18 protein-coding genes are annotated in these 16,336 nt (G+C 70.0%); 7 read left to right on the forward strand and 11 right to left on the reverse strand.

Annotated elements, in window-relative coordinates:
- Window positions 1-54 precede the first annotated feature (54 nt).
- A complete protein-coding gene (locus EPL03_RS10400) occupies window positions 55-1,359 on the forward strand; it encodes an outer membrane protein assembly factor BamB family protein (RefSeq protein ID WP_168216229.1) in 1,305 nt (434 codons plus the stop codon).
- On the opposite strand, the gene EPL03_RS10405 is transcribed toward EPL03_RS10400, so the two are convergent.
- The 4 genes from EPL03_RS10405 to EPL03_RS10420 all read right to left on the reverse strand — a co-directional run bounded on the left by EPL03_RS10405 (window position 1,356) and on the right by EPL03_RS10420 (window position 3,995).
- Window positions 1,356-1,856: a DUF5797 family protein gene (locus EPL03_RS10405; protein ID WP_135829247.1), complete on the reverse strand. Its 501-nt coding sequence runs from the start codon at window positions 1,854-1,856 to the stop codon at window positions 1,356-1,358. The genes EPL03_RS10400 and EPL03_RS10405 overlap by 4 nt on opposite strands.
- A gap of 252 nt (window positions 1,857-2,108) precedes the next feature.
- Complete coding sequence (locus tag EPL03_RS10410; protein ID WP_135829248.1) at window positions 2,109-2,849, reverse strand: YkgJ family cysteine cluster protein; 741 nt, start codon at window positions 2,847-2,849, stop codon at window positions 2,109-2,111.
- 51 nt (window positions 2,850-2,900) lie between these two features.
- Window positions 2,901-3,674 (reverse strand): MBL fold metallo-hydrolase, encoded by a 774-nt coding sequence (locus tag EPL03_RS10415; protein WP_135829249.1) that lies wholly within the window; start codon window positions 3,672-3,674, stop codon window positions 2,901-2,903.
- 51 nt (window positions 3,675-3,725) lie between these two features.
- Complete coding sequence (locus EPL03_RS10420; protein ID WP_135829250.1) at window positions 3,726-3,995, reverse strand: MarR family transcriptional regulator; 270 nt, start codon at window positions 3,993-3,995, stop codon at window positions 3,726-3,728.
- 150 nt (window positions 3,996-4,145) lie between these two features.
- Between EPL03_RS10420 and EPL03_RS10425 the strand changes: the two genes are divergently transcribed.
- A complete protein-coding gene (locus tag EPL03_RS10425; RefSeq protein ID WP_135829251.1) occupies window positions 4,146-4,550 on the forward strand; it encodes a PPOX class F420-dependent oxidoreductase in 405 nt (134 codons plus the stop codon).
- 6 nt (window positions 4,551-4,556) lie between these two features.
- Here EPL03_RS10425 and EPL03_RS19960 read toward each other — a convergent pair whose 3' ends face one another.
- Complete coding sequence (locus EPL03_RS19960) at window positions 4,557-4,718, reverse strand: hypothetical protein (protein ID WP_168216230.1); 162 nt, start codon at window positions 4,716-4,718, stop codon at window positions 4,557-4,559.
- A 124-nt stretch (window positions 4,719-4,842) separates the two neighbouring features.
- Here EPL03_RS19960 and EPL03_RS10430 point away from each other — a divergent pair, with 124 nt between their 5' ends.
- Window positions 4,843-5,550 carry a class I SAM-dependent methyltransferase gene (locus EPL03_RS10430; RefSeq protein WP_135829567.1) on the forward strand — a complete coding sequence of 236 codons (708 nt, stop codon included), beginning with the start codon at window positions 4,843-4,845 and terminating at the stop codon, window positions 5,548-5,550.
- 72 nt (window positions 5,551-5,622) lie between these two features.
- Window positions 5,623-6,552 carry a glycosyltransferase family 2 protein gene (locus tag EPL03_RS10435; protein WP_135829252.1) on the forward strand — a complete coding sequence of 310 codons (930 nt, stop codon included), beginning with the start codon at window positions 5,623-5,625 and terminating at the stop codon, window positions 6,550-6,552.
- Window positions 6,553-6,860: 308 nt separating this feature from the next.
- On the opposite strand, the gene EPL03_RS10440 is transcribed toward EPL03_RS10435, so the two are convergent.
- Both EPL03_RS10440 and EPL03_RS10445 read right to left on the reverse strand, forming a co-directional pair.
- Window positions 6,861-7,268: a DUF7344 domain-containing protein gene (locus tag EPL03_RS10440; protein WP_210424956.1), complete on the reverse strand. Its 408-nt coding sequence runs from the start codon at window positions 7,266-7,268 to the stop codon at window positions 6,861-6,863.
- A 75-nt stretch (window positions 7,269-7,343) separates the two neighbouring features.
- Window positions 7,344-8,168 (reverse strand): amidohydrolase family protein, encoded by an 825-nt coding sequence (locus tag EPL03_RS10445; protein ID WP_135829253.1) that lies wholly within the window; start codon window positions 8,166-8,168, stop codon window positions 7,344-7,346.
- 155 nt (window positions 8,169-8,323) lie between these two features.
- Between EPL03_RS10445 and thsA the strand changes: the two genes are divergently transcribed.
- The gene (gene thsA, locus EPL03_RS10450; protein WP_135829569.1) at window positions 8,324-9,883 is read left to right on the forward strand and encodes a thermosome subunit alpha; all 1,560 of its coding nucleotides are present in this window, start codon (window positions 8,324-8,326) and stop codon (window positions 9,881-9,883) included.
- A gap of 16 nt (window positions 9,884-9,899) precedes the next feature.
- On the opposite strand, the gene EPL03_RS10455 is transcribed toward thsA, so the two are convergent.
- Both EPL03_RS10455 and EPL03_RS10460 read right to left on the reverse strand, forming a co-directional pair.
- On the reverse strand, window positions 9,900-11,102 hold the full coding sequence (locus EPL03_RS10455) for an SDR family oxidoreductase (protein WP_135829254.1): 1,203 nt from the start codon (window positions 11,100-11,102) through the stop codon (window positions 9,900-9,902).
- A gap of 105 nt (window positions 11,103-11,207) precedes the next feature.
- Entirely contained in the window at window positions 11,208-12,014 is an 807-nt protein-coding gene (locus tag EPL03_RS10460; RefSeq protein ID WP_135829255.1) for a GHMP family kinase ATP-binding protein, read from the reverse strand.
- Window positions 12,015-12,188: 174 nt separating this feature from the next.
- Here EPL03_RS10460 and artA point away from each other — a divergent pair, with 174 nt between their 5' ends.
- Window positions 12,189-13,139: an archaeosortase A gene (gene artA, locus EPL03_RS10465; RefSeq protein WP_135829256.1), complete on the forward strand. Its 951-nt coding sequence runs from the start codon at window positions 12,189-12,191 to the stop codon at window positions 13,137-13,139.
- Between the two features lie 512 nt (window positions 13,140-13,651).
- Here artA and dph5 read toward each other — a convergent pair.
- On the reverse strand, window positions 13,652-14,425 hold the full coding sequence (gene dph5 / locus EPL03_RS10470) for a diphthine synthase (RefSeq protein ID WP_135829257.1): 774 nt from the start codon (window positions 14,423-14,425) through the stop codon (window positions 13,652-13,654).
- Window positions 14,426-14,433: 8 nt separating this feature from the next.
- Window positions 14,434-14,928 (reverse strand): hypothetical protein, encoded by a 495-nt coding sequence (locus EPL03_RS10475; RefSeq protein WP_135829258.1) that lies wholly within the window; start codon window positions 14,926-14,928, stop codon window positions 14,434-14,436.
- A gap of 74 nt (window positions 14,929-15,002) precedes the next feature.
- Here EPL03_RS10475 and EPL03_RS10480 point away from each other — a divergent pair, with 74 nt between their 5' ends.
- Window positions 15,003-16,313 carry a cation:proton antiporter gene (locus EPL03_RS10480; protein ID WP_135829259.1) on the forward strand — a complete coding sequence of 437 codons (1,311 nt, stop codon included), beginning with the start codon at window positions 15,003-15,005 and terminating at the stop codon, window positions 16,311-16,313.
- Window positions 16,314-16,336 lie beyond the last annotated feature (23 nt).

Here is a 16,336-nt window from a genome sequence, read left to right on the forward strand (position 1 = left end):
GCCGTTCGGTGTGAAACCGTGGCTCTTTTTCGTTGGCTTTGTCTGACAACTACTGTGAAGTCGCCTCCCGTCTCCAGGCGCGCGCTGTTGGCCGGCGCGGCCGCCGGTGCGCTCGGTGGGACCGTCGCGTTCGGTGCGTCCACGCTGAAGCGCGCCCCCGACTCGGTGTCGACGTGGGTGGACAGTTCCGACTGGCCGCTGGTTCACCACGACACGCACAACACCGGGTTCAACTCCCACGCGGACGGACCCGCCGGCGACCCCGACGTTCGCTGGTCGGTCGAGCAGTTCGCCCCGGAGAATCCGTTTCGCGGCTACCTCAACCTCCCGACGCCGGCGGTCGTCGGCGACGCCGTCTACGTCGGCGGGTCGTCGGCTTCGGCCCGCCGGGTCGGCGACGGCCGCGAGCGCTGGTCGGTCGGTGGCGACTCCGACCGGACGTTCCACGGGGTCGCCTTCGCCGACGGGACCGTCTTCCTCTCGACGCGACGACCGGACGGCGCGGGCGTCGCTGCGTTCGACGCGACCGGCCAGCGCCGATGGCAGCGCGACGTAGAACTTCGCCGGGCCGGACCGCCACTGGTGGCTGGCACGACCGTCTACGTGCCCGGCTACGACTACCTCGTGGCTCTCGACCGGTCGTCGGGTACGAAACGGTGGCGACTCGAAACCGAATCCCAGTCGGTCGGCCACCCGGTCGTGACCGACGCGAGGCTCTACACGCCGATGGGGTGGCAGGGACTGCTCGCAAGGGACCGCCGCACCAGCCTGTCCGGTGCGCTGCTCGGGGACCCGCCGGCGGTCCAGTGGCGATACGAACCGGACGAACGCGCGTATCCGTCTCCGGCGCTCGGCGGCGGCCGGGTTTTCGTCCCCGTGAGCGAAGCGTGGTACCCCAGCGACGCCGAGGGTCTGGGAGCGCTCGCCGCCCTCGACACGGACGGGACCCGACGCTGGACGCACTCGGGCGGAACGTTCGGTACCTCCCCGGTGGTCGCGGACGGGACGGTCTACTACAAGTGCGGCGCGAACGCCGAGACGATAGACATGGGCGAGTACGTCCAGAGCCAGTCCGACGCCCGAGTCACGGCCCACGACGCCGCCGACGGACGCGTTCGGTGGACCCGGTGGTTCTCGGACCTCGGCGACTGGCAGATAGAACCGGTGGCCGACGACGAGCGCCTCTACGTGCCGCTCCACGACGACGTCGGTGAGCGGAGCGCGCTGGTCGCGCTCGACGCCGCGACCGGCGAGACGCGGTGGCGACGGACGCTGGACGCACCCGCCTACCACCTCTCGCTCGCCGGCGGAACGCTGTACGTCAGCACGACGGACGGAACGCTCCTGGCGCTCGGCTAATCCGACACCGACACCTCGACCGCGTCGCGCTCCACCGCCAGTTTGAACGTCGGCACCGTCCGATAGACGACCTCCACGACGCCCTTGCGCCGGAGGGCCTGAAGCGCGCTCCGGACGTCCTCGGCCTCGGGGTCGACGCCGTACTCCTCGCGGAGTTTGTTCAGAACCGACACCACGCTCTCGGATTCGTCGTCCGGGCCAGCGACCACCGAGAACACCTGCGCCTGTAGCTCCGGTACCCGGATGGCCTCGGGCACGCCGGTCTCCTCGTCGTCGACGACGCCGGGTTCGACGTCCACGAGGTCGTTGGCCTCGCCGGTCGCGCGGATGAGACTGTCGTCGTCGCGGTAGTAGTAGTCGCCCAGTTCGCTTTCGAGGTACTGGTGGACTTCGCTCCCGCCGTCGAGGCCCCACCGCTCCTGCAGTTCGGCGTTCTTGGTCGGCTGTAGTTCCACGAGGTCGGCGAGTCGCTCGCGAGCCTCCTCCGAGAGGGTCATCGGGCGTCGGTACGGCGGGGTGATATTTCCGCTTTCCGGAAAGGCGAACCGCGAGCGGCGGCCCGGATTCCGGGCCGATACGGGGTTAGCGCGACGCTCGACCCTCGATTTTAAGTGCGAAAACGGGACGAAACGTCGACGTGACGAGCCACCGACTGAAATCCGTAGCGAGCGCCGCGACCGCCGTGGCGGCCCTCGCCGTTCCGACCATCGCCACCGTGGTCCTCCCGCCGACAGTCCGAACTGGGTCGTTCACCCCTCGTACGCCGACCCGTCGGGGCGCTTGGCACCCTCGGAGTCGTGGACGACCACGCCGTCGTCGGGGTCGGCGGGTTCGTACGCGTCGCGGACCGCGATGGCCTCCGCCAGTTCCCGGACCGCGCGCTCCTTGAGCGCCGCCGCGAGCGCCTCCGCGTCCTCGCGAGAGATATCTCGGCCCAGCCCCTCGCACTCGTGGGCGCGGACCATCCCCGCCTCGTCGACAGCCTCGCCCATCGGCTGGCTGGTGCCCCCGAGCGCGACGCTGAAGGGGTAGGTTTCGCAGATGAGCGGTCGGCTGTCGTGGACCGAACACGCGCCGGTGCCGGCTGCGTCCTCCGTGTAGAAGACGCAGTCACCACACGCGTCGGTCTGGAGCGCCCACTCGAACGTCTCGCCCGTGGGGTCGGACCCGCCGTCGCGGTCGGCAGTCTCGACTCCGGCCTCTTCGCGCGCGTCGAGCCCGTACGGCATCGGCCGAGCGACCTCGCGCCAGTCCCGCGAGACGTCGGAGTCGGAGCTCGAAGCAGCGTCGCCGCGCCCGTAGTCGTCGGTGGCGTCCTGCAGCGCCCGGACCTCGTCGGGGAAGACGGTCGCCGTGTGGGGGTCGTCAGCCTCGGCTTTACAGCAGGCTCCACAGCGCGTACACTCGAAGCCGATTGACTCGATTGCGTCCGCGAGGTCGTCGACGGCGAGGTCCCGGGCGCGCTCCAGTTCCGCGTCGAGGCTCTGCACACGCCGGGATTGGTCGTCGCGGATAGAAGGGTGTTTCGGGGTCGCCGAGGACTACGACTCCGCTACCGGCCGCACCCGCTCGCCGTCCCAGTCGACCTTCGCCTCGACGGCGAGCTTGTCGAGGTGCGCGGCGACCGTGGTCCGCGCGAGGTCCCGAACGCCGGAAACGTCCTTGTCGTAGGCGGCGTCCACGACCTCGTCGAGCCGGGTCGCGCCCGACCGGACGGCCGCCAGCACGCTCGCCTCGCGATCGAGGCGATGGCGGAGCAGTCGCTCGATCTCGGCCCGCGCGTCCCCGATTTCGGGGCCGTGGCCCGGATACAGTCGGTCGGGGTTCCGAGCGTACAGCCGGCGGAGCGAGGTCAGGTACGCCCGGAGGTCGCCCTCGTCCGCGCCGACCACGACGCTGCCCGACGAGACCACGAGGTCGCCCGTGAGCATCGCGTCGCCCGCCGCGAGCGCGACGTGGTCGGGCGCGTGGCCCGGCGTAGTCACGACCTCGACCCCGCCGATTTCGGTCCCCTCGCGGAAGGTGCGGTCCGGCGCGACGCCGGTGGCGCGCTCGAACCGACCGTCGCGGCCCGCCAGCGCCCAGACGGTCGCGTCGCAGGCGTCGGCGTAGTGAGCGACAGCGCCGACGTGGTCGGGATGCGCGTGAGTGACGAGGACGTGGTCCACGTCGTGGGTCTCGACCGCGCGGTCGAGGTCGTCGGTTCGCGCTGCCGGGTCGACCAGCAACGCGTCCTCGGCGTCGACGAGGTACGCGGTGGTCGTCCCGTCGGGCGCGAGCGTCTCGGTCGGGACGGGGATGGCTCGGACGTTCACGTCGGGCCGGACGCGGGCCGTCGAGAAAAGCGAGGTGGTCGAACGCGGGAGTCAGCGGTTCAGGAAGTACACCTGCTTGCGGGCGTCCTTGAAACTGTACCGGGAGTCGACGAGGTCCTCGTCTTCGAGCCGGTTCAGCGCGTACCGGACCGTGCGGTCGGGCAGCAGCGATTCCTCGGCCAGTTGACCCTGCGAGAGGGGCGCGTCCATCTCCAGTACCTTGGCTACGAGCTTCGCACTCGGGGGGAGCTCGCGAAGGGTCTCGCGGAAGTCTTCGGCCGACTGCTCGGTGACGGGGGTCTCGTCCGTAGTCGCACTCATGTTCCTCCCACGAGCGAACGTACAGGTAAATGTTGGCTATATGTGCGACTGTAGAATCTAAAGTCCTTAAAGGAGTATTAACGCTCCTTAAATTCATTTCACGCCGAGAGTTCGGCAAAAATTACGGTGGCGGGGAGCGTCAGCCCTCCCATGGAGTCGATTCCCGAGTCGTTCCACGACTTGTTTGAGCGCGAGACGTTCGCCAATTTCGCCACGCTAATGGCCGACGGCACCCCGCAGGTGACGCCTGTCTGGATAGACCGCGACGAGGAGGACTACCTGCTGGTCAACACCGCACGCGGCCGTCTGAAGGAGCGCAACGTCGAGCGCGACCCGAAGGTCGGCCTCTGCGTGATGGACCCCGACGACCCCTATCGGTACGTCTCGGTCCGCGGCGAGGTGGTCGAGGTGACCGAGAACGGCGCTATCGAGCACATCGACGAACTCGCTCGGCAGTACATGGACGTCGAGGAGTACCCCAACCACGGCGAGGAGTCCGGCCCGCGAGTCGTCGTTCGGATTCGGCCCGACCGCGTCGTCACCAGCGGCGAGTGACCCCGGTCACTCGCTCGCCTTCGGGTCGGTCGACCGCTCGCCGTGACGGTTGTATCGCCCGAGCGTTCGCTTGCAGTCCGGACAGTGGACGACCACGAACCGGCCCCGCTCGTGGCGCACGAGTTCGTCCGGGTCGAGGTCGCGCCCGCACCCCTTGCAAGTCGTCATCGGTTCCAGTACGGTTCGGACGGTCAAAGTGCTTGTCACTGTCTCCCAATCACGGGCGGAGCCGGCGACGAAACGCTTCCAGTACCGTTTTAGTCCCCCGGTGGCCAACGTACTGACGAGAAGCGTGAAAGGAGCGGAGTGGTACCAGACCGACGAGGTCGCCGAGGAGTACGAGGAGAAGCGGTTCTCCCGAGGCGGACGACTCATCGACCGGCGCGAGAAGCGCGCCGTACTCGACGCCGTCGAACCAGTCGATGAGAAGCGAATGCTCGAAATCGCCTGCGGGACCGGTCGGTTCACCGTCATGCTGGCCGAGCGCGGGGCCGACATCGTGGGACTGGACATCTCGGCCGCGATGCTCCAGCAGGGCCGCCAGAAGGCCCGAAACGCGGGCGTCGCCGACCACCTGGAGTTCATGCGCGGCGACGCCGCGCGGCTCCCGTTCCCCGACGACCACTTCGACACCGTGTTCGCCATGCGATTCTTCCACCTCGCGGACACGCCCGCGACCTTCCTCTCGGAGATGTGCCGGGTCGCCAAAGAACAGGTGTTTTTCGACACGTTCAACGCACGGAGTACCCGGAGCGTCTACAACTGGCTGCTCCCGATGGGGTCGCGTCTCTACACCCGCTCGGAGGTCGAGGGACTGCTCGACGGCGCGGACCTCCGACTCGTCGACGCCGACCACGACTGGATTCTGCCCTACGGCTTCTACCGCAAGATTCCCGGCGGAATCGCCGACCCGATACGGAGCGTCGACGAGGCCATCGGTGGCTCGCCGCTGGGCGACCCCCTCGCGTCGGTGTCGTACTGGAACGCCCGCGTGGAGTGACCAGCCGGGGAACGCAGAACCGACGAGCGCGGGCCGAACCGCTTTTAAGCCTCCGACGGGAGAATCCGGGATATGGAGCTCTCCGTGGTGGTCCCCACGCTCAACGGCCGCGAGCGCCTCGCCGCCTGCCTCGACGCGCTCGCGGCGAACGCGCCGGCGGCCGAGGTGGTCGTGGTCAACGGCCCCTCGGCCGACGGGACCACCGGGATGGTGCAGGCCCGCGACGACGTGGACGTGCTCGTCGAGGTGTCCGACAGGCGGCTCAACGTCGCGCGCAACGCCGGGCTCTCGGTCGCGACGGGCGAGGCCGTAGCGCTCGTCGCCGACGACACCGAGGTCGAGGCGTCGTGGACCGACGCCGTCCGCGAGACGCTCGCCACCGCCGACGCGGTCACGGGGCCGGTCCACCGCTCGGTTCGGGCGGGCGTGACCACGGAGTCGCCCGACCGAACCACCATCGACGGCCGCGAGGTGACCTACTTCGACGGGGGGAACGTCGCGTTCGCCCGCGAGGCCATCGACGCCGTGGACGGGTTCGACGAGTACCTGGCCACCGGCGGAGCCCGGGACTGCGCCCACCGCCTCGCGGCCAACGACTACGAGGTGGCGTGGTCGCCGTCCGCGACCGTGACCCGAAACGACGGCGAGCCCGACGACGAGGCCGACGAGCGCGACTGGGGGTGGAAGTACCGGGCGCTGGCCTACCGACTCGTGAAGAACTACGGACCCCGGCCGGGCATCTTCCGTCGACTCGTCCGGGACGCCGCGGCCGACGCCACCGCATCTGCCGCCGACGTGATCCGGGGCGACGCCGACCCCTCCGAGTGGCTCGGCAACGGCAAGCGGGTCGTGACCAGCGCCGCGACCGGGACCAAGGACGGGCTGGTCGCGCTGGTCCGCGACCGGAGTCCGGCCCGGAACCCCCACGGCGTCTCCGACCGGGCCGACCGCGCGGTCGAGCGCTACGACTGGCGCACCGAACCGGAAGAGGCTCGACAGTAGGGCCGCCGCGAGCGGGACGGCCCGGGAACACTGCCGCGAGGGCAGAACAGTTACCGCTGGAACGGCCGGGACGGAGCAGGGCGTGTTAGGTTCCGCGTCCCGTTCCGACGAGTGAATCGTTCGACACGGCGTCTCCGCTCGCGAGCGCGTCGACCGTTCGTGTGACCTGCCGGAGAGCGCACATCGGCGGTACGTACTCGACGCGCTCCGGTCGGGCGGCCCGGCCACGGTCGCCGACCTCGCAGACGAGGTGGTCGCCGACCTCGCGGACGCGGGGCTCGACTGAGCGTCCGCAGGGCGCGACCGCGTCACTCCTCGCCCGCACGGATGCGGTCGTGCCACGCCTCCAGCCGGTCGTCCGACCAGTATCGGACCTCCTGGCTCCGAGCGTCGTAGGCCACGACGCCCGCGTCGGCGAGCTTCGGGAGGTGGACGTGGTGGAGCGTGGTCGTGACGTGACCCCGGCCGGGACGCTCGCCGGTCCGCTCGGCCCGACGCGCCACGAGGTGGTCGACGAGTTCGTCGACGGTCGCGGTGCCGTCGGGGGCGTCCATCAGCCACCCGAGGACGTCCCGGCGCTCGTGGTTGGCGAGTATTTCGAGCGTCTCGTCGAGCGACAGCGTCCCGGGACCGCCCGGATTCGGGGCGGTTCCGTCGCACTCGTCGCCGGGGTCGTCGTCAACGGAGTCGCTCTTTTCGCCCCCGTCGTTCACCATGTCGTTGCGCCTCGCAACCGTACTCGACAGCCTCGGTGGTAAGCGTTTTGACCAGACCGTGGCAGGCTCCACGAGCTAGAAGTCGCCGGGCAGCGAATCGCCGAGGACCCGCCGGGCGTTCTTGTCGAACACCTTCCGCATGGCGTCCTCGGGCACGTCGAGGGTGAGTATCTCCATCACCGCCACGTTCGGGTGGGAACTGGGCGCGCCGCTGCCGAACAGCACCCGGTCGGGGTGTTCCATCACCGCGCGCTCCAGCAGGTCGCGGTACCGGACGTAGCTGGTGTCGAGATAGCAGTCGTCGTGTCGCTCGAGCAGGTCGACCGCCCCGCTCATCAGGTCGCGGTTCAGCGGGTGGCCGCCGAAGTGGGCCAGCACCACGGGGAACGACCGCGAGAGGAGGGCGTCGGCCGCCGCCTCCGGCGGGAACCCCTCGCCGGCGTGGACGAGGACCGGCAAGTCGACGTCGTCGAGCTGGTCGAGGGTCTCCTCGTCGGGCAGTCCGTCCGCGACGGGGTCGAGCTTGAACCCGTGGAACCGGTCGTCGTAGGCGTACTGCTCGACGTCCTCGGGCGAGGTGTGGTGGTCCTTGCGCCGGGCCGCGAGGTTGCGGAGCCGCGAAGTGGCCCGGTCGCCGGGGTCGCGGGGCCCGTCGATGCGGGCGAACGCGAGGAACGGCCGGTCGACGCTCCGGCGCGCGACGGCGTTGTTCGCGCTCACGTAGCTCCCGCCGTCGCGCTCGCCGGAAAACACCACCGACCGCACGACGCCCGCCTGGTGCATCTCGCGTTCGAGCCGGTCCGGGCTGATGGCCCGGCCCCGGGTCTGGACGCCCCCGGCGTCGGCGTTGAGCCGGGCGTGGACGTCCACCACCCGAAACCGGTGCTCCAGCTCCAGCATTACGCGCACCTTCGGAACTACCCTATTTTCCAGTGTCGGTTTCGTCGTGGGACGAGAACCCACGGGTGGCTCGCTCGCGGAAAATTTATATAGAAGTTCAATCATCTTCCGTATGGGGAACAACCATGGCAGAATCCCATTCCGGACAGCCACGCATGGGCGGTCGACCGGTGTTCGTGCTGAGCGACGACGCCGAGCGGACCCAGGGCGAGGACGCCCAGTCCTCGAACATCGCCGCCGGCAAGGCGGTCAGCGAGGCGGTACGCACCACGCTGGGCCCGCGGGGCATGGACAAGATGCTGGTGAGCGACACCGGCGACGTCACCATCACGAACGACGGCGCGACCATCCTCGACACCATGGACATCGAGCACCCGGCGGCCCAGATGCTGGTGGAGGTCGCCGACGCTCAGGAGGAGGAGGTCGGCGACGGCACGACCACGGCCGCCGTGCTCGCGGGCGAACTCCTCTCGAAGGCCGAGCGCCTGCTCGACGACGACGTCCACCCGACCACCATCGTCGAGGGGTACGCCGAGGCCCGCGACATCGCGCTCGACGCCGTCGACGACCTCGCGGACGCCGACCTCGACGACGACCTGCTCGAGCAGGTCGCCGAGACGAGCATGACCGGCAAGGGGACCGGCGACGTGACGACCGAGACGCTCGCGGACCTCGTGGTGCGGGCCATCGGTCACGTCGACGGCGAGGACGGCATCGCCCGCGACGACGTCCGGGTCCACACGCAGGCCGGCGGCTCCTCCTCGGCGACCGAACTGGTCGAGGGCGTCGTCAGCGACGCCGAACCCGTCCACGAGAACATGCCCCGGCGCGTCGAGCACGCCACGGTCGCGGTGGTCGACGAGGCGTTCGGCGTGCGCGAGACCGAGATCGACGCCGAGTACAGCGTCGAGAGCGTCGACCAGCTCACGGCGGCGATGGACGCCGAGGAGAGCGAACTCCGGGCGTACGCCGACGCGCTCGCCGACGCCGGCGTCGACGTGGTGTTCTCGACCGACTCCATCGACGACCGGCCCGCCGGGTTCCTCGCCGCCGAGGGCATCCTCGCGTTCGAGGACGTCGACGACGACGAGGCCCGGGCCATCGCCTCCGCGACCGGCGCGACCCGGACGAGCAAGGTCGAGGACCTCGAGGACGCGGAACTCGGTGGGGCCGACGCGATCCGGGCCCGGACGTTCGGCGACGAGGACCTCGCGTTCGTCGAGGGCGGCAGCGCCGCCGAGGCCGTCACCGTGCTGGTGCGGGGCGGCACCGAACACGTCACCGACGAACTCGAGCGCGCGCTCGCCGACTCGCTGGACGTGGTGACCGCCGCGCTCGAATCGGGCGGCGTGGTGCCCGGCGGCGGCGCGACCGAGATCGCGGTGGCCGACCGCGTCCGCGAGGCGGCCGCCGGTGTCGAGGGTCGCCAGCAGCTCGCGGTCGAGGCGTTCGCCGACGCGGTCGACGTCCTGCCCCGCACCCTCGCGGAGAACACCGGCATGGACCCCATCGACGGGCTGGTGGACCTCCGCACCGGCAACGAGGACGAGCCGGGGCGGGCCGCCATCGTCGCCTCCGGTGAACACGGCGAGATCGGCGACCCCGTGGAGGCCGGCATCCTCGACCCGGCCGCGGTCAAGCGCGAAGCCGTCGAGTCCGCGACCGAGGCCGCGACGATGATCGCCCGCATCGACGACGTCATCTCGGCGGAGTAGGCGTCGCGAGGGCGAGCTATCGGCGGTCCGCCGGGACGGTCACGACCGACACCGCGTCGCGGAGGCCCGACCCCTCCCGGTCGTCGGTCGCCTCCCGACCGATTTCCGCCAGCCGACCGCCTTCCTCTCGACGCGCTTCGTCCCGCGAGCGCCGCGACCGTCCGAGCAGCGCCAGCGCGGCCGCGCCGAGGCCGGCGAGCGCCGCGCCGGCCAGCCCCCGGCGCTGGGCGAGCCTGGTGTAGAGGCTGGTCTCGGCCACGTGGCCCTCGTAGTCGCCCCGCGCTCGGCGGTCGCCGACCGGTTCGTCGACGACGTTCTCCTCGCTCCGGAACGTCGGCTCGTCCCTGCGCTGCTGGTCGAAGAACACCCGCTCCATAATCGTGTCCGTCAGCCCGGACGCGAAGCGCCCGAGCGCCGACAGGACCGGCGCGGCCCCGCCGACCATCACGTCGCGCTGGGGGGTCTCGGCGGCGTCGAGGATGGCCCGCGCGACCGTTTCGGGGGCGTATGCGGGTGCCGGGAGGTCGGCGGCCTCGTCCATGTAGTTCTTGGCGTGTTCGGGGTACGGCGTGTCGATGGAGGTCGGTTTCACCAGGGTCACCGAGACCGGCGCGCCCGCCTCGTGGAGTTCCATCCGGAGCGCGTCGGTGAACCCCTTGACGGCGTGCTTGGACGCCGAGTAGCTCCCCTGAAGCGGGACGGCGCGGTCCGAGACCACGCTCCCGACGTTGATGATCGCGCCGCCGTGGCCCTCGGGGTGGCCCGCGCCGCGCTCCCGCAGGTGGTCGGCGGCCTCCAGCGAGCCGTACAACAGCCCCCAGACGTTGGTGTCGAACTGCTCGCGCATGTCCTCGACCGGCGTGTCGGCCAGTCTACCGTAGATGAACTGGGCCGCCACGTTGACCCACGTGTCGAACCCACCGTACGTCTCCTCGGCGACGCGGGCGATTTCGCGCACGTCCTCGCGGTCGCTCACGTCGGCCACGACGGCGGTCGCGTCCCCGCCGGCCTCCTCGATCTCCGCGACGAGGTCCCGGAGCGCGTCCTCGCTCCGGGCGGCGACCACCACCCGCGCGCCGCGCTCGGCGGCCATCCGCGCGGTCGTCAGCCCGATGCCCGACGACGCGCCGGTTATCACGACGACCTGCTGGTCGAGCGGTTTCAGTTGCGGTTCGGTTCGGTCGATGCCGGCGGTCTCCGGTCGTGCTTGCTGACTCATGAGTCGTCTCCCCCACGTCGGGGAGGGGTACGACGGGACTGACGGCCTTAGGCGCGGTGGCTATCGCCGGGGGCCGCTCCGCTCGTCGTCTCTCGACCGGTCCGTTCACTCGTCGGCCAGATGCGCGCCGTCGGGCGAGACCGCCGTTCGATTCGCCAGCACGCCCTCGACGCCCACCGCGAAGACGGTCTCGCCGACCATCGCCATGCTGGCGACGCCACCGGCCGCCTCGACATCGGCGACCGCTTCGCGGACCTCGTCGGTCGGCAGGTCGACGGCCTGCGCGAACGTCCAGCCCTCGCAGGTCACGTCGGCCATCGAGGGCTCGTCGGGGAGCGCGTCGAGTGCGGCGGTCCCCTCGCGCTCGATGCGGGCCATCAGGTCGTCGTCGGCCAGCGCGTCCTCGGTGGCGATGGAGCCGAACGACGCGTACTCGATGGGGTCGTCGCGGTCGAACCGCCAGCGGGTAGTGCCGTCGCCCAGCACGAGACCGCCCATCTGCTGGACGAACACGTCGCCCAGCCCGGTCCCCGCTTCGACTTCCGCGCGGTGGGCGACCTCGACCAGTTGCTCGCGCGTTCGGTCGAGTCCGAACTCGGCGTTCGCGGCCAGCGCGGTCGCCAGCGTGGCCGCGCCGCTCGCGCCGAAACCCCGGCCGATGGGAATCTCGACGGTGAGCTCCACGCTGGCGTCGTCCGCGAGGCCGAGTTCCCGGAGCGCGATCTCGACCGGCGCGAAGTCGGCCGGCTCGCCGTCCAGTACCACGGCCGACTCGGTGCGGGTGGCGCTCTCGGCGGGGCGCACGTCGGCCGTGATGCCGTCGGCGACCGTGAAACTCGCGCCCATCGACTCGTCGCCCGACCCGGCCGGGGCGAAGATGGCGGTCACGCTTCCGGGGGCGAAGGCTCTCATGGTCGTACGTTGGAGCGGAGGCCCATTTGAACGCTCGGAACTCGCCCGACCGACGGGCGAGGCTGGGAGCCGGGCGCTCGGAAACGCCGCGTTTCGGTCGGGTAAGACGGGCGTAATCGACCGCCGGCCGGACCGTCAACTCTTTATCCCGTGCGCGCCTGAACTCGGACAACTGTGACGTCGGCTCTGACGGACGCGCTCGCGTGGGTCGTCGTCGGTCTGTTCGTCGCGGCCGCCGCGCTCGACTGGTACGACGGCGACCGTGGCGTGGGCCGAGCGAGATACCTCGCCGCGAGCGCGTGGGTGGTGTTCGGCGTGTTCTGGGCGGTGCTGTTCCCCCACTTCGCGTTCGAGCAACGCAGCTTCATCGAGGGCGCGCTGAGCCTCGCGGCGCTGCCCGCCTGCCTGTACGCCGCCTACCTGCTGGTCGACGGCCGCGAGACGCTGTTCTTGCTGTCGCGGGCGGTCGCGTTCATGGGCCTCATCTACCTGCCGTTCACGATGCTCGTTCCGGCCCGCGAGGCGCTCATCGAACTCGTCGCGTGGCAGGGCGAGCTCGTGATGAACGCGCTGGGGTACGGTCCCCAGTTCGAGGTGGTCGAGCGCGGGATAGCCACGGGCGGGGACCACACCATCCGCGGTCAGTATCTGTTCCCGAACGAGGAGCTCGGGGACTTCCGGGTCAGCGTGTTGCTGGCCTGTACCGGGCTGGGAAGCATGGCCATCTTCGGCGGGCTGATCGCGGCGGTCCGCGCGCCGCTCCGCCGGAAGCTCCGGGCGCTCGCGCTCGCCATCTCGGTCATCTGGGTGCTGAACCTCGCCCGCGTCGTCTTCATCTCGCTGGCGTTCAGCCAGCAGTGGCTCCAGGTTCTCGTCGACCCGACGATGGCGCTGGTCGGCTACGACAACCCCAACATGGTGTCGTTTTTCCTCTCGGACCGGGTCATCGCACAGAGCCTCTCGGTGGTCGCGCTGGTGGGCATCGCGTGGGCGGTCGCCCGCGAGGTGCCGGAACTGCTCACGGTCGGCGAGGACGTGCTGTACATCGCCACGGGCGACGAGTACGACCTCCACGAGGCGGTGGGGACCGACCGGCCGGTCCGGACGGACGGCGAGGGCGAGTGAAGCGTCTCGATTCGGGTGTTCGCTCGGACTGGATTGCCGTCTCGGACTCGATTCATCTGGTTTCTGTCTCAAATCCGACATATCTAACTCTCGTCTCGAACCCGATTTTCCGGACTGGCGCGCGCTGGCGAACCCTCGTGGTTCGCCAACTCGTGCGAGGGAGGGGCGCGTTCATGCGCCCCGAGGCTGGGGAGGTGTGAGGCTCGCCGTCGCGGTGCGGTGCCGTGCGGTCACTCATTTGTCTCGGCAGTAGCTAGCTTCGCACTGTCTTCGATTTCTGTCGAGTGCGTTCGAGCTAGCTACTGCCTCGACCTATGAGTGACCGCACCGCCACCGCACAGCACCGCACCTCGTCCTCCCCAGCCGCCTGCGTTGCTCGCTTCGCTGCGCTACTCGGCCCTCGCACGACGATGGCGCGACACGAGGTCGCGCCAGCGCGCGCCGGGGGTAAGAAACCAGCTAGTGCGGCTGACCGGGAAATAAATCTCGAAACGAACGAATGGGCACCCGTCTCATTCCACCGCGACCAGTTCCTCGGGCGAGTCCGCCAACGCCCGCAACGCGTCGGCCTCGACGTGGTGGAGGTCGCCCGGCACCACGAGCAGGTGGAGCGGGTCGCCAAAGTCGCGGTCGGCGAGCGCCGAGAGCCGGTCGGCGACCACCAGCGGCTCCGGACTCCCCGCGCGGGCGACCACGACCGCCAGCACGTCCTCGTAGTCGTCGGCCAACAGTCCGGCCGCGTGGTCGGCGGTCATGTACTCGTCGCGCTCCGCTTTGATGTCCAGATAGACCAGCGTGTGGAGGCCCCGCTCGCGGTTCCCGTCGAGCGCGTCGGTCACGCTTGCGGGCACGCCCTCGGCACCGTGGGCGTAGTCGAACGGGAGCGTGGTCGCCTTGCCGAACCGGTAGTTCTGGAGGCCCGTGAGTCCGCTGGCGGCCGACTCGGCGGTGGGCGCGTGGACGACGCGCGTGTCGATGCCCCGCGATTCGGCCCGGAGCCGGAGGTCGACGTGCGTGGTCGATATCATCGTGTCCCCGGCGGTGAGGAAGGCGGCGTCGCCGTCCTCGGCCGCCCCGAGAATCGCCTCGGGGTCGCGCTCGACGCCCGCGCGGTCTCGGACCTCGATGTCGACGCCGTGGTGCGATTCGAGGTCCGCGACGCTCGCGCCGAGGAGCCGGCTGGTGTAGAACTCGGCGAACACGCGGTCGGCGCTCCGGAGCGCGTCCCGGCCCTCGACCGTAATCGAGCGCTCGTCGTAGAGCCCGAGCCCGATGAACGTGAGCATGGCGACGACTACGGTCCCGCCGGGGCTATAGCCTTTCGAGTCGATGCGGTCGCGGTTGCGGTTCTCATTGGTTCAAGCGTAGTAGCGGTCGCTGTCGCGGTTGTGGTCGCTGTCGCTGTCGCGGTAGCGGTTCTCATTGGTTCAAGCATAGTGGCGGTCGCTGTCGCTGTCGCTGTCGCGGTTCCCATTGGTTCAAGCGTAGTGGCGGCCGTCGGTGCCGTAGCGGTCGCGGTTGTGGTCGCTGAGTGGACCGATTCCGCACTGGTCACCGCGACCGTGACCGAAGCTATCGTTGAGCCGATGAAAACCGCCTCCGCGACCGCAACCGCATCCGCGACTGCCTCCGCCTCCGCGACCGCAACCGCATCCGCGACTGCCTCCGCACCCACAACCGCGACCGCACCAGCCACCGTGACCGAAGCTATCGTTGAGCCGATGAAAACCGCGTCCGCAAGCGCCTCCGCCTCCGCATCCGCATCCGCGACTGCCTCCGCAACCGCCACCGCATCCGTATCCGCAATCTCCTCCGCACCCGCCCAACGGAATTTTACGTGGAAACGGTGTAGCCGGTTGTCGAATGGCCGCCTACGAAGTCGCGCTCGTCCTCGCCGGCGTCGCAATCTTCGGAGCCGTCGTGTTGCCCCGAATCCTCTCGGACAAGCCGATGTCGTTCCCGCTGCTCTACGTGGCGGCCGGGATACTGCTGTTCTCGCTCCCGCTGGGGGTCGAGATTCCGAATCCGGTCGAACACGGCGAAATCGCCGAGCGGCTCACCGAATTCGTGGTCATCATCGCGCTGATGGGCGCGGGGCTCAAGCTCGACCGCCCGTTCGACCTGAGCGCGTGGTCGAACACGTGGCGACTGCTCGGCATCACGATGCCCCTGACCATCCTCGCGACCGCGCTGCTGGGGTGGGGCGTGCTGGGAACGTTGCTGCCGACAGCCGTCCTGCTCGGGGCCGTCGTCGCGCCGACCGACCCGGTGTTGGCCTCCGACGTGCAGGCCACGCCGCCGACCGAGGAGGTCGACGAGGACGCCGACCCCGACCAGCAGGAGGGCGAGGTCCGGTTCGCGCTCACCTCCGAGGCGGGGCTCAACGACGGGCTGGCGTTCCCCTTCACCCACTTCGCCATCGCGATGGCCGCAGCCTCCGGGACCGCGTCGCTGGGATGGGTCGGCGACTGGTTTCTGGTCTACGTCCTCTACGAGATCGCGGTCGGCGTCGTCGGGGGCTACGTCGCCGGACAGCTACTCGCACGGGCCATCTTCAGCGAGCCCGTTACGACCGAACTCGGCAAGCTGATGGAGGGCGCGGAGGCGCTGGCGGTCACCCTGATAACCTACGGCGCGACCGAACTCGCCGGCGGCTACGGCTTCATCGCGGTGTTCGTCGCGGCGCTGGAACTCCGCCACTACGAGTGGGAACACGAGTACTACCTCGCGCTCCACGACTACGCGGTGATGATAGAGCGCATCGTGATGGCGACCGTGCTGGTGCTGTTCGGCGGAGCCATCGCGGGCGGCCTGCTCGCGCCGCTGTCGCTGCTCGACGCGGCGGTCGGGCTCGTCGTCGTGTTCGTCGTTCGTCCGGTGACCGGGATGCTCGGCCTGCTCGGGACGTCGTTGCCGTGGAGCGAGCGTCTCGTCGTCGCGTCGTTCGGCATCCGGGGCATCGGCTCGTTCTACTATCTGGCGTTCGCGCTCAACGAGGCGTCCTTTGGCGAACTGGAGCTGCTCATCGCGGCCGACCAGCTCTGGGCGCTCGTCGGGTTCGTCGTCCTCGCCTCGATGGTCGTCCACGGCGTCTCGGCCAACGCCGTGATGAGTTGGATGGAACAGCGCCGCGAGGTCACCGCGACCACGGAGTCGCCGGCCGACGCGTCGTGATTCGGCCGACGCCCCGCAGGTCG

The sequence above is a fragment of the Halorussus halobius genome, assembly GCF_004765805.1.
In the GTDB taxonomy this organism is placed as follows: Archaea; Halobacteriota; Halobacteria; order Halobacteriales; family Haladaptataceae; genus Halorussus; species Halorussus halobius.

Excerpts from the sequence above, each read along its gene's own strand:
- thsA (WP_135829569.1), top strand. The coding sequence starts at position 8,324 with ATGGGCGGTCGACCGGTGTTCGTGCTGAGCGACGACGCCGAGCGGACC.
- EPL03_RS10445 (WP_135829253.1), bottom strand. The coding sequence starts at position 8,168 with ATGCTGGAGCTGGAGCACCGGTTTCGGGTGGTGGACGTCCACGCCCGG.
- dph5 (WP_135829257.1), bottom strand. The coding sequence starts at position 14,425 with ATGCTCACGTTCATCGGGCTCGGGCTCTACGACGAGCGCTCGATTACG.
- EPL03_RS10420 (WP_135829250.1), bottom strand. The coding sequence starts at position 3,995 with ATGAGTGCGACTACGGACGAGACCCCCGTCACCGAGCAGTCGGCCGAA.
- EPL03_RS10405 (WP_135829247.1), bottom strand. The coding sequence starts at position 1,856 with ATGACCCTCTCGGAGGAGGCTCGCGAGCGACTCGCCGACCTCGTGGAA.
- EPL03_RS10440 (WP_210424956.1), bottom strand. The coding sequence starts at position 7,268 with ATGGTGAACGACGGGGGCGAAAAGAGCGACTCCGTTGACGACGACCCC.
- EPL03_RS10425 (WP_135829251.1), top strand. The coding sequence starts at position 4,146 with ATGGAGTCGATTCCCGAGTCGTTCCACGACTTGTTTGAGCGCGAGACG.
- EPL03_RS10460 (WP_135829255.1), bottom strand. The coding sequence starts at position 12,014 with ATGAGAGCCTTCGCCCCCGGAAGCGTGACCGCCATCTTCGCCCCGGCC.
- EPL03_RS10435 (WP_135829252.1), top strand. The coding sequence starts at position 5,623 with ATGGAGCTCTCCGTGGTGGTCCCCACGCTCAACGGCCGCGAGCGCCTC.
- EPL03_RS10480 (WP_135829259.1), top strand. The coding sequence starts at position 15,003 with ATGGCCGCCTACGAAGTCGCGCTCGTCCTCGCCGGCGTCGCAATCTTC.
- EPL03_RS19960 (WP_168216230.1), bottom strand. The coding sequence starts at position 4,718 with ATGACGACTTGCAAGGGGTGCGGGCGCGACCTCGACCCGGACGAACTC.
- EPL03_RS10455 (WP_135829254.1), bottom strand. The coding sequence starts at position 11,102 with ATGAGTCAGCAAGCACGACCGGAGACCGCCGGCATCGACCGAACCGAA.